Origin of the sequence: Brevibacterium sp. UMB1308A (assembly GCF_030230605.1) — a bacterium.
Classification (GTDB): domain Bacteria; phylum Actinomycetota; class Actinomycetes; order Actinomycetales; family Brevibacteriaceae; genus Brevibacterium.
In genome coordinates this window covers 1-10,922 of the sequence record NZ_JASPDO010000023.1, presented here as the reverse complement: position 1 = coordinate 10,922, position 10,922 = coordinate 1, and the positions used below count along the sequence as shown (strand labels likewise).

Annotated in this window: 10 protein-coding genes and 1 tRNA gene; 7 read left to right on the top strand and 4 right to left on the bottom strand. The window is 58.7% G+C overall.

All coding sequences use genetic code 11. The annotated features are described in order from the left end of the window. Positions 1–45 precede the first annotated feature (45 nt). The gene (locus QP868_RS09680) at positions 46–1,428 is read left to right on the top strand and encodes an NAD-dependent succinate-semialdehyde dehydrogenase (RefSeq protein ID WP_284926354.1); all 1,383 of its coding nucleotides are present in this window, start codon (positions 46–48) and stop codon (positions 1,426–1,428) included. A 104-nt stretch (positions 1,429–1,532) separates the two neighbouring features. Here the strand turns inward: QP868_RS09680 and QP868_RS09675 are convergent, their stop codons facing one another. Continuing rightward, positions 1,533–2,300: a nuclear transport factor 2 family protein gene (locus QP868_RS09675; RefSeq protein ID WP_284926353.1), complete on the bottom strand. Its 768-nt coding sequence runs from the start codon at positions 2,298–2,300 to the stop codon at positions 1,533–1,535. Between the two features lie 182 nt (positions 2,301–2,482). Between QP868_RS09675 and QP868_RS09670 the strand changes: the two genes are divergently transcribed. The 3 genes from QP868_RS09670 (at position 2,483) to QP868_RS09660 (ending at position 6,975) form a co-directional block, all read left to right on the top strand. Continuing rightward, on the top strand, positions 2,483–3,973 hold the full coding sequence (locus QP868_RS09670) for a malate:quinone oxidoreductase (RefSeq protein WP_284926352.1): 1,491 nt from the start codon (positions 2,483–2,485) through the stop codon (positions 3,971–3,973). 162 nt (positions 3,974–4,135) lie between these two features. Then, on the top strand, positions 4,136–5,773 hold the full coding sequence (locus QP868_RS09665; protein ID WP_284926351.1) for a PrsW family glutamic-type intramembrane protease: 1,638 nt from the start codon (positions 4,136–4,138) through the stop codon (positions 5,771–5,773). 2 nt (positions 5,774–5,775) lie between these two features. Further along, positions 5,776–6,975 (top strand): MarP family serine protease, encoded by a 1,200-nt coding sequence (locus tag QP868_RS09660; RefSeq protein WP_284926350.1) that lies wholly within the window; start codon positions 5,776–5,778, stop codon positions 6,973–6,975. Positions 6,976–7,049: 74 nt separating this feature from the next. Here the strand turns inward: QP868_RS09660 and QP868_RS09655 are convergent, their stop codons facing one another. From QP868_RS09655 to upp, 3 genes are all read right to left on the bottom strand, one after another. Then, a complete protein-coding gene (locus tag QP868_RS09655) occupies positions 7,050–7,955 on the bottom strand; it encodes an endonuclease/exonuclease/phosphatase family protein (protein WP_284926349.1) in 906 nt (301 codons plus the stop codon). 109 nt (positions 7,956–8,064) lie between these two features. Beyond that, positions 8,065–8,862, bottom strand: a complete 798-nt coding sequence (locus tag QP868_RS09650; protein WP_284926348.1) for a winged helix-turn-helix domain-containing protein — start codon at positions 8,860–8,862, stop codon at positions 8,065–8,067. Between the two features lie 137 nt (positions 8,863–8,999). Then, a complete protein-coding gene (gene upp / locus QP868_RS09645) occupies positions 9,000–9,635 on the bottom strand; it encodes a uracil phosphoribosyltransferase (RefSeq protein WP_102239588.1) in 636 nt (211 codons plus the stop codon). An 85-nt stretch (positions 9,636–9,720) separates the two neighbouring features. Between upp and QP868_RS09640 the strand changes: the two genes are divergently transcribed. From QP868_RS09640 to QP868_RS09630, 3 genes are all read left to right on the top strand, one after another. Further along, positions 9,721–10,260 carry a tRNA adenosine deaminase-associated protein gene (locus tag QP868_RS09640; protein ID WP_284926347.1) on the top strand — a complete coding sequence of 180 codons (540 nt, stop codon included), beginning with the start codon at positions 9,721–9,723 and terminating at the stop codon, positions 10,258–10,260. A 16-nt stretch (positions 10,261–10,276) separates the two neighbouring features. Continuing rightward, a complete protein-coding gene (gene tadA / locus QP868_RS09635) occupies positions 10,277–10,735 on the top strand; it encodes a tRNA adenosine(34) deaminase TadA (protein WP_284926384.1) in 459 nt (152 codons plus the stop codon). Positions 10,736–10,802: 67 nt separating this feature from the next. Beyond that, positions 10,803–10,890 (top strand) — tRNA-Ser (locus QP868_RS09630). The last annotated feature ends 32 nt before the right edge of the window (positions 10,891–10,922 follow it).

Below are 10,922 nucleotides of genomic sequence, written 5' to 3'. Positions count from 1 at the left end.
GTGTTAGTCTGACCGTACATGCGAGTCAACCTTCAAGGAGATGTGATGACCAACGGTTACCGCGTAGAAAACCCCGAAACCAGTGACGTTGTTGAAACCTTCGACAACGCAACCGACGCACAGATTGAAGAAGCTCTCGCCCTCGCGCATGACGCGTACAAAGAATGGTCGGCGCGCCCCATGTCAGAACGAGCTGACATCGTGGCTAAAGTCGCCGCCCTGTTCGACGAGCGAAAAGACGAACTCGCCGACATCATCGGCCAAGAAATGGGCAAGCGGAAGGCCGAAGGCGCTGAAGAAGCCGAATTCTGCTCCGCCATCTTCGGCTACTTCGCCACCAACGGAGAAAAGCTCACCGGCGACCTTGACCTCGAAGTCGACGGCGCACACGCTGTTCTAGAACGTCGCCCAATCGGAACGATCCTGGGCATCATGCCGTGGAACTTCCCGTACTACCAGGTCGCCCGCTTCGCTGGACCTAACCTGGTGCTGGGTAACACCATTCTGCTCAAGCACGCTGAAATCTGCCCCAAGTCAGCCGCCGCCATCCAGCAGATCATGGACGACGCCGGCGTGCCAAAGGGCGTGTACCAAACCCTGTACGCAACCCACGACCAGATTTCCACCGTGATCGCTGATAACCGTGTCGCAGGTGTTTCGCTCACCGGTTCGGAACGCGCTGGCGCCATCATCGCTGAACAGGCCGGTAAGGCACTCAAGAAGGCCGTCCTGGAACTCGGAGGCTCCGACCCATACATCATCCTCGACACCGACAACGTCAAGGAAGCAGCCGCCAACGCGTGGGCTACCCGCATGTACAACACCGGACAGGCCTGCGACTCGAACAAGCGCATGATCGTCATGGACGACATCTACGACGAATTCGTCGCCGAACTCGAAGCGCTCGCCTCCAAGATGACCCCGGGCAGTTACACCTCGGACGATGAAACCGTGTTCCAACCTCTGTCCTCACGCTCAGCCGCTGAGCGCTTGGCCGGACAGCTGGAAGACGTCAAGAAGGCCGGCGGAAACATTCGCGTGGGCGGTGAACTCTCCGACAAGGGCGCGTACATCAGCCCCGCTGTCGTCACCGACATCCCACGCGGCTCCGACGTGTACTACGAAGAGTTCTTTGGCCCAATCGCCGTGGTCTACAAGGTGTCCAGCGACGAAGAGGCGCTCGAACTCGCTAACGACTCGCAGTTCGGCCTTGGTGGTTCCGTGTTCTCGCAGGATAAGGAACGAGCAGAGAAAGTCGGCTCGCAGCTCGAAGTTGGTATGGCCAAGATCAACACCCACGCCGCGGAAGGCGAAAGCATCCCATTCGGTGGTGTGAAGCGCTCCGGTTACGGCCGTGAACTGGGACCCGTTGGAATGGACGAATTCGTCAACAAGCGCCTGTACTGGGTTGGCGAAGAAGGCGCCTAACAGCGCACCGGCTTCCAGCCGCCCCAACCAACACCGCGCATAAAAGAACGGGCCCGAGGTCGTTGCTCCGACCTCGGGCCCGTCTTAGTTTGCGTGGGACTGGGTTAGAAAACCCCGTGGTTGTGAACAGCTTGGTCGTCTGCAGGGACCTCGCTGATTGCGTCCCACAGTTCGACGATCGCGCCGTCTTCAACGCGCCACAGTTCGCAGTACGCGTGGCGGGTTCCGGCGATGCTGCCTTCAGAGTGCGTGAGCACGAAGTCGCCCTGAGCTACCGTGCGGTGGATCTTCTGGTACTCCAAACCTTCGCCAGCGTCGCGGAGCTTCTCCAAAAAGTCGATGACGGCTGGGATGCCGTCGGCGATGTCGGGGCTGTGCTGGTCGAAGCGCCCGTCCTTGCTGTACGACTCAAAGCCAGAGTAGTCACCGCCCACCAGGGTCTTTTCGAAGAACTCGACCACCAGGGCGCGGTTCGCCTCAGTGTCAGCTGACGTATCTGGGTCGGTTGGGCCGTCCAGCTGTGTACGTCCCGATTCGTTGGGGGCAGCTTCAGGAACCAGGCTGTCCCAGTGTTCAGTGATCTTGCCGTCTTTCACCCGGTAAATGTCGAAGCCCACCAGAACATCGTCATCGAGTCCCGTGAACTTGCCGTGCAAAGCAACCAAGTCGCCGTCTGAAATGACGCGCGAGTTTTCGTATTTCAGTCCCTCACCGGCGTCTTCCACCAGCTTCTTCAGGCCCGCGCGGTCACCGGCCACAAGCGGTGAGTGTTCGACGAAATCGTCCGTGAAATCCGTGTCTAAAACTGAGGTGTCGTGCTGATGAAACAACCGAGTGTGAGCGTTGAGTACGAACTGTCCATGATCTGCCATGACTGACGTCCTTCCACGTAGCGGTGCAGAGTGAACTGCCTGTTCTTGCAGTCTAAACACATCAAGAAGCGTGGCGGAACCCCTGGACGGGAGCCGGTGTTTAGCCCATGGCATGAAAGGAGTAGAGTTTGTAGAGGAAGCAAGCCCTATATAAAGGGTCACCAGGCTTGAGAAGGGTAAACATGTCCTACACGAAAGAAAACGTCGACGTTGTGCTGATCGGCGGTGGCATCATGAGCGCCACCTTGGGCACAATGCTTGCCGAACTCCAGCCCGAATGGTCCATTCGTGTTTATGAACGCCTCGACTACGTTGCGCGCGAAAGCTCAGACCCATGGAACAACGCAGGCACCGGTCACGCTGCTCTGTGCGAACTCAACTACACGCCACAGCTGGCAAACGGTGACATCGACATCACCAAAGCCGTCAACATTAATGAACAGTTCCACGTGTCACGCCAGTTCTGGTCGTACCTTGTTGACGAAGGTGTTCTGACCAACCCGTCGTCGTTCATCAACGCGGTTCCACACGTGTCCTACGGGCGCGGCGAAAAGGGCCGGGACTACATTCGCGCTCGCCGTGAAACCCTGGTGAAGAACCCGCTGTTCCGGGACATGGAATTCACCGACGACCCTGCTGAACAGGCCGAATGGCTTCCACTCATGTTTGAAAACCGTGGCCCGGGCCAGGTCAACGGCCTTTCCCGCATCAAGGAAGGCACCGACGTTGACTTCGGATCACTCACCCGCCAGCTTCTGACCCACATGGGTACGCGCGGCGCACAGATCCGCACCGGCCACTCTGTATCCGACCTCAACCGCACGGCTGACGGCTGGAAGGTCAGTGTTCACGACCACACGGGTGCAGAGTCGTTCGACGTTAACGCCAAGTTCGTCTTCATTGGTGCTGGTGGTGGGGCACTTCCACTGCTCCAGAAGTCCGGCATCGCGGAAGCCCGCGGCTACGGCGGATTCCCTGTTTCCGGTTTGTTCCTGCGCACCGCAAACCCAGACCTGGTTGAACGTCACCACGCCAAGGTGTACGGCCAGGCTTCCGTTGGCGCCCCACCCATGTCGGTTCCTCACCTGGATGCTCGCGTGGTTGGCGGCAAGAAGTACCTCATGTTCGGTCCTTACGCTGGCTTCAGCCCCAAGTTCCTCAAGGGCGGATCGATCTTCGACCTCCCATTCAGCGTGCGTGGCAACAACCTGCCGGTCATGCTCAATGTGGCCAAGGACAACTTCGACCTCGTCAAGTACTTGGTGACCCAGCTGGCTGAAACCAAGAAGGGGCGCTTTGAAGCTCTCGCTGACTTCACCCCAGACATCAACCGTGACGACTGGGAGATGCTGGTGGCAGGTCAGCGCGTCCAGGTGATGAAGCGTGACCCCAAGAAGGGTGGCGTCCTAGGCTTCGGTACCGAAACCGTGGCAGCTGCCGACGGCTCACTCGCCGCACTTCTGGGCGCGTCCCCAGGTGCATCCACCGCGACCCCCATCATGGTGGAACTGCTCAAGCGTTGCTTCCCACAGCAGTACACCGGCTGGGAGCCTAAGCTCAAGCAGATGATTCCATCGCTGGGCCGCAAGCTGCACCAGGACGAAACCCTGCTCAACGAAGTGTCGGAATACAGTGCCCGTACCCTGCAGATCCAGGCGCCTGACAACGACTAATTTGTAGGCACTCCTTACAGATCACGCCGAGGTCGTAGTGACTATCGCTACGACCTCGGCGTTCGTGTGGAGAGAGAAGTAGCGGACCTGTTACTTTTCGCGCAAAAGCGTGTAGGGCCAAAGCGCTTATGCTTGTTTTAGCAAACAACGTGAAGGAAGCGAATGTCGAACCAGTACGATCCTTACGGTCAGGGCAACCAAGGCCACGGTAATAACCAGTTCGGTAGTCAACCGGGCGCACAGCCATACGGTTCTCAACCTGGCAACCAGCAGTACGGTAGCCAGCCGTTCGGAGGCCAACAGCCTGCCAACCAGCAGTACGGTAGTCAGCCAGGGGCACAGCCCTACGGCTCCCAGCCTGCCAACCAGCAGTACGGCTCCCAACCTGCTAGCCAGCAGGCCGACCACCAACGGTTCAGCCCCGGCGCGCAGCAACAGCAGCCGGCCAACTTCAACCAGTACGGCGGTTACCAGTACGGGTTCCAGGATCACACCTCGGACCAGGTACACCAACGCACATACGACGAAGGACGCTTCGCACCTTCACACACGCAGGCTCTCCGTATCCAAAACCGCGTTGAGACCCACCAGGGGGCACCTGCTCAGGCTCCGTGGACCACGCAGGCGATCAGTGTCACCCCGAGCGTTGCACAGAAACCCAGCGACACCGGCGACATTGTCCGCCTGGTCATCGCTCTAGCTTTGGGTGGCCTGCTGCTGCTGGGCTTCGCCATCCTTTTCTTGTTCATGACCCTGTCGTCGGGTCTCGTGACTTTCGTGGCGATGTTTCTGTCGTTCTTCCCGCTTCTCCTCATCATCGGTATGGTGTTGTGGTTTGACCGCTGGAAACCCCAACCTAAAGTCGCAATGGGCTTGTGCATCCTATGGGGTGGCGTTGCCGCGGTCATCCTGACGTTGATTTTCCGGTTCCCGCTGGAGTTTTTGATGGCAGGCGCCGGGGTTACCGACGAAAGTGGCGCGATTAGTGCGGTTGTCATGGCGCCGATTTTCGAAGAGATCACCAAGGGTATGATCCTGGTGGCTATCGCGTTGGCTGCGCGTCGCTACTTCGAAGGGCCTCTGGACGGATGGGTGTACGGCTCACTCGCTGGAGCCGGATTCGCATTCACCGAAAACATTTTGTACCTGTCAAGCGCGTACATGAGCGGTGCGCAGTACGGCGTGGGTGCGGTCTCCCTCATCATGACGTTCATTGTGCGTTGTTTGCTGTCACCACTCCTGCACTCCACGTTCACCATGTGTGCAGGTGTGACTATTGGTTTGGCGGCCCGTCGTGGCCAGTGGTGGTCGATTCTCCTCATGTGGATTCCGGGCTTGCTCGCAGGAATGTTCCTCCACGCCCTGTGGAATGGTCTGGCCACGTTCTTGCGACCCTCATCGTTCCTCGCGGCGATCGTGGTGATCATCGTTCCGTCGTTGCTGATTTCCTCGATCTGGTTCGGTCTGGCGATCTTCCTGCAGTTCAACGAAACAAAGCAGACACGCGCCAACTTGGGTGACTACGCGAACGCTGGTTGGCTCACCCACGCCGAGGTGGAAATGCTTGGCACGTGGAAGGGCCGTCGCGCTGGTAAGCGTTGGGCAGGCCGGTACCCATCGGGTAAGCAACACATGAAGAAGATGATCAAAACCTCTACCGCTTTGGCTACCACTCGTATGCGTATCGTTGGCGGAGTTGGTGGGGCTGGCGAGCAGGAACGTGAACGTTACTTGCTGGATCAGTTCACTCAGGAACGTTCGGCGCTCATGCACGCTGCCGGGCAACCTGGAGGTTTCTGATATTGCCCGTCCCTGACCTGGTCCTCGCAATCGTGGGGATCTCCACGGCCTTTGCAGGGTGGAGACGCGGTCTGATCGTGTCCTTGTCCTCTTTTGTGGGGTTCGTTGCGGGGTTTGCACTGGGACGGGTTTTGGCCGGTCCGGTTGTTGGCTGGGTGAATGGAAATGCCAACGCCGAGGTTGTTCCCGCCTGGGTTGTTCCTCTCGCTCCGCTGGTTGTGGGTTTTGTGGTTGCCGGTTTTGGTGGCTGGTTGGGGACGTGGCTCCGACGGGTTTTGCACAAGACCCCTGGGAAGTGGATTGACGCTGGTCTAGGGGCGTTTGTTGGTGTCGTCTCGTTTTTGCTGTGCGTGTGGTTAGCTGCCACGTGGATTCGGACAACACCTTTTGTGCAACTCAACCGGGCTGTTGCCGAGTCGCGCATTGTTGCGATCGCCGACTGGATCATGCCCGCTGACCCCAACGTGGTTGTGGGGACCTTGGATAGGGCTCTTGTGGATTACGGGTTTCCCACTGTTTTTAAGGGGCAACCGGAACGCATTCGGGGGATTGGCGAGCCAAACCCTGAAATGGTTGAGGTGGGCAAGTCCGTCAGTGGGTCAGTAGTCAAAGTGAGAACTGACGAGACCGTGTGTGACAACCTGCAGTCTGGAACGGGTTGGGTGTTCGCGCCGGAACACGTCGCTACGAACGCACACGTCGTTGCCGGTTCGACCAGTCTCACGGTCCAGGTCAACGGAAAAGGGAAAGTGTTTGACGCTGAGCTAGTGGCGTTTGACCCAAAACGTGACGTCGCTGTTCTGCGGGTTCCGGGACTGCCCGTCAAACCTTTGGATACCGGTGCCGACCTCAACGCAGGTGCTGACGCAGTAGCCGTTGGATTCCCCGGTAACGGTGGTTACACGATCTCACCAGCGCGCACACGCGAAACACTGAGAGCACGGGGCGCAGACATTTACGACGACGAATCAGTCACCCGAAACGTTTACTCATTGCGCGCAATCATTCGTCAAGGAAACTCTGGCGGTCCCTTGCTAGATAAGAACGGTCGAGTTGTAGGAATGGTTTTTGCCACGTCCTTGAACGACAAAGAGACAGGTTACGCGTTGACAATAGGCGAAATAGAATCAGTTCTGCGCCAAGGGCGCCACGCGGAACGGCCCCTCCCGTCAGGGAAATGCCCCATGCTGACGGGTAAATAAGGTAAGTGGGTGGCCGGCGGCAGGTAAGTAGGCAACCGGCTACTTAGCGTGATGAGTGCTTTAGGTGGTGGGCTTTATTCGTTCAGATTGATGCCCGCAACGATTGCCCTGTGATCAGACGTCCCGCGTGGCAACACTGTGTCTGACACTGGTTCCATGCCACGGACCATGATGTGATCAAGGCGCGCCACCGGGAACTTGGCTGGCCACGTAAAACCGAAACCTCCGCCGGTTGCGCGCCGAGTATCCGTGAGCGAATCGTTGAGGTCAGCAAAGTAGCGGTCAGTGCTCGTGGAGTTGAAATCTCCGGCAACAATAACTCTCTGGGCCGGGTCCTCCGACACTTTCTGCGCAACCGTTTGCAGAGCAGCGTTACGCAATGACTCACTGCCCGGGCGCACTGACGGCATGTGAACCGAATACACGCGCACGTCCCCGTGGTCAGTTGCGACAGTAGCGGCAAAAGCGCGTGGCCAGGAAAGGCCCAAATCGATTTCTTCGGTGTCGCTAATAGGCCACTTGGACCACAGGCCCACCGTGTCGCTCACCTTGTGGTGTTTAAAGTTTTTATCCATCTGTTCGCGAATGATCTTGCCAGACAAGGACTCGATCTCTTGGAGCGTCACAATGTCAGGTTTGCGCTCAATGATGTTCAACGCGGTGGCTGAGGGTTCCGGGAGGCGCGCGCCCACGTTTTGAGTAGCGACCACAATATCGGTGTGGTCGGGTTCACTGGCGGGCTTGAGATACGTGCCAAACATTGATCCCCACACCAGCGCGGGAATGACCACACCGATCACGGACCACACGGAGAACCGGATGAGGCCCAGAACCAAAAGAAAGACAACAAGGACTCCCGTCCACGGGAGCACGCTTTCCACCATGAGAGCGAGTCCGCGGGTGGTCGGAATCAAATGGTGTAGCAGAAGCAGGGCAGTAAGCCCCGCCCCCATGAGAAAAACAAAAGTCCCTTTGCGCATTGCCTCTCAACTTTACGGCCATACTCTGACCGCGGTTATAAGCACTTTTGCAGGGTTTATGAAGGTTGAGCACTGCGCCAAACGCGCAGTGCTTGTATTGCCCTGAGGCTTATTTCACTGCTGTTGCGAGCCACACGGAAACATCGGGGTGCTCGTCGAACCTGTATCCCACACCTCGGAGAGTGCGGATCACACCAGAGTAGGACCCCAAACGGTTGCGGAGCCGGCGAATGTGCACGTCAACAGTACGTTCGTCGGTGTCTTGGCCAGCCCACACTTTCTCGATGAGCTGTTCCCTGGACAGGGATTCGCCGGGGTGGCTCACCAGCGTCGCCAGCAGGTCGAACTCCTTAGCGGTGATCTTCTGCGGGGCGCCATCCACGTAGATTTCACGGCGAGGAATATCTACTCGGAGGCCCAAGTTCTCACGCATCGCTGGGGGTTGGATGCGCGAAGGGATGCGGGTGCGAAGCGGCCCGTGCTGACCGGCTGTTCCGCCGGTTGCGGCTGGGGAACCGCTCAAGGCGGCGCGGACCGCTTCCAGGTCACGACCTCGGCCTTCTGGAGCCAAGGCAATGACCGCCGAGGTCTCTGCCTGGGAGGCGAGTTCCTTAGCGTAGTCCTGTAGCGCCTGTGCGATCTGGGTGAGGTTGGTGCCGTCCTGGGCGGCTTTTTCTTCGTCCAGACCAATGTAAATGGCGATGCCACGGGCAGCGTGAGGGGTTTGAGTGACGCCAGCGGGACCGAACGTGCGGGGTGCTTGTTCGGCGTCGACCGGTGCAAGACGCGCCCCCTGGCGGCGCATCGCGACCGCGCTACGAGGGTGTGCGGCGCTTGCTGATGAGGGACGACGCTGGGGGATTGGTCCACCGTTCCGTTGCTGTGTCATATCGTCATTGTTCTTCATACGAGGAGGCTGGGCTCATTCACCATGTCATAAAAGACGTCAATGTGAAGAATTATGACATTATGTGACACGCCGAGGTGTCAACGGGTAGGTCTGGAACGCGTCCTGACGTGCGTTAGCGGTAGGGGTGCAGGTGTTTACACCACGCCGTACAAGCGGTCGCCCGCGTCGCCCAGCCCGGGAACGATGTATGCGTCTTCATTCAGGCCTTCGTCGTAAGCGGCCGTGTGAACCGAAATGTTGGCGCGTCCCTCAAAGCGGTCGCTGACAGCCTTTACCCCTTCAGGTGCCGATACCAGGCACACTGCGGTCACCTCGGACACCCCGCGTTCCAACAGGTACTCAATGGCCATGATCAGCGTGTTTCCGGTGGCCAGCATGGGGTCAACAACGTACACCTGACGGTTCTTAAGGTCGCTGGGCAGCCGTTCGGCGTAGGTGGTCACTTCAAGGGTTTCGTCGTTGCGCACCATGCCCAAGAACCCAACTTCCGCAGTAGGGATCATGCGCATCATGCCGTCGAGCATTCCCAACCCGGCACGCAGGATCGGCACCACGAGAGGGCGTGGGGTGGCCAGTTCAACACCCACAGTTTCCTTCACAGGCGTGCGGATGTGCTTATCCGTCACACGGATGTTGCGGGTGGCTTCATATGCAAGAAGGGTGACGAGTTCGTCGGTGAGCTGACGAAAACGGGCCGAATCGGTTCGTTCGTCACGTAGAACGGTGAGCTTGTGGGCAATCAGAGGGTGGTCGGCAACGTGAAGTTCCATGTCAAAAATTATGCCTTAAATGCATTGCGTAATTCGCGTCACGCGCGGGGGTGCGCACGGCCGGATCATGGGTAACAATTGAGGTATGTCATATTTCACTGCCGCCGTTGCTCAGACCGGTGACGAATACCGCCCTGTAGATATCGACGTTGAAGAATGGTCAGACCTGGACGAACTGGCTGACGCTCTCCGGTCCGTTGCGGGTGAGGATTGCGAAGTCGTAGCGATCGTCGAACGCGAAGACGAATGGTTCGGCCTCGTACGCCTCACCGAAGTCGACACCATCAAAGTGTTTATTTCTGACATCGATGCCGCCCAAGCCAGCCCATATGCAGACCTCTTTGAGGACTACCTCGACTCGCCTCTTGACGAGTACGAACTCGAAGACGGTGACGACTTCGACGACGACTACGAAGAGCCTAGTGACGATGACGATGCTGAGTCCGCCATGTTCCCGGACGAAGACTCCACGTGGGGCGGCGACTCCGACATTTTCGACGACCTCGGGGTCAGTGCCAGCGACCTGCTGGACCAGTGCGAAAAGCACTCAGCCGATCCAGCTCGGATTGTTGCGCACGTAGGTGAAATCGTGGGGTTCGCTGAGGCTCTCGAGGCCACCCGCTAAGACTCAGGTGAGCCCCCTGCAGAGTCGGTCTGATCACCGTGCGTGGATGCAGCTCGCGCTCGATGAAGCCCGCGCATGTGCCACCAGTGGCGATGTTCCGGTGGGTGCGGTCGTTGTGGTGGACGGTGAAGTTGTAGGGCGGGGGAGAAACCGCCGTGAAGCTGACGGGGACCCCACCGCCCACGCCGAGGTCGTTGCTCTTCGCGCAGCCGCCTCCCGGTTGGGAAGGTGGCGGTTGGACGGCGCGACCCTGGTGGCCACGCTTGAACCGTGTGCAATGTGTGCAGGTGCAGCCGTAGGTGCGCGGGTAGACGCGATTGTTTTTGGGGCGTTCGACGATAAAGCGGGAGCCTGTGGGTCCCAGTGGGATCTGCCACGTGACCGGGGTTCCCTTCACCGGCCCCAGGTCTATGCGGGGGTCATGGCGGATGAAACCGCTTACGTGTTGGAGGAGTTCTTCGCTACTCGCAGGTGAGGGTGCGCATGTGTGCCTGATCGCCCTAGTTTGACTTGAATGCCGCGCTCACAATAGAGTATTCCGCGGTAGCGTGTCCGAGCGGCCGAAGGTGCAACACTCGAAATGTTGTGTAGGGCAACCCCCTACCGTGGGTTCAAATCCCACCGCTACCGCGTTAGAAAATCGCGCGACACAGATCAGTCTG

Coding starts and splice junctions, on each gene's coding strand:
- QP868_RS09665 (WP_284926351.1), top strand. CDS start 4,136: ATGTCGAACCAGTACGATCCTTACGGTCAGGGCAACCAAGGCCACGGT.
- QP868_RS09670 (WP_284926352.1), top strand. CDS start 2,483: ATGTCCTACACGAAAGAAAACGTCGACGTTGTGCTGATCGGCGGTGGC.
- QP868_RS09655 (WP_284926349.1), bottom strand. CDS start 7,955: ATGCGCAAAGGGACTTTTGTTTTTCTCATGGGGGCGGGGCTTACTGCC.
- QP868_RS09680 (WP_284926354.1), top strand. CDS start 46: ATGACCAACGGTTACCGCGTAGAAAACCCCGAAACCAGTGACGTTGTT.
- QP868_RS09640 (WP_284926347.1), top strand. CDS start 9,721: ATGTCATATTTCACTGCCGCCGTTGCTCAGACCGGTGACGAATACCGC.
- QP868_RS09650 (WP_284926348.1), bottom strand. CDS start 8,862: ATGAAGAACAATGACGATATGACACAGCAACGGAACGGTGGACCAATC.
- upp (WP_102239588.1), bottom strand. CDS start 9,635: ATGGAACTTCACGTTGCCGACCACCCTCTGATTGCCCACAAGCTCACC.
- QP868_RS09675 (WP_284926353.1), bottom strand. CDS start 2,300: ATGGCAGATCATGGACAGTTCGTACTCAACGCTCACACTCGGTTGTTT.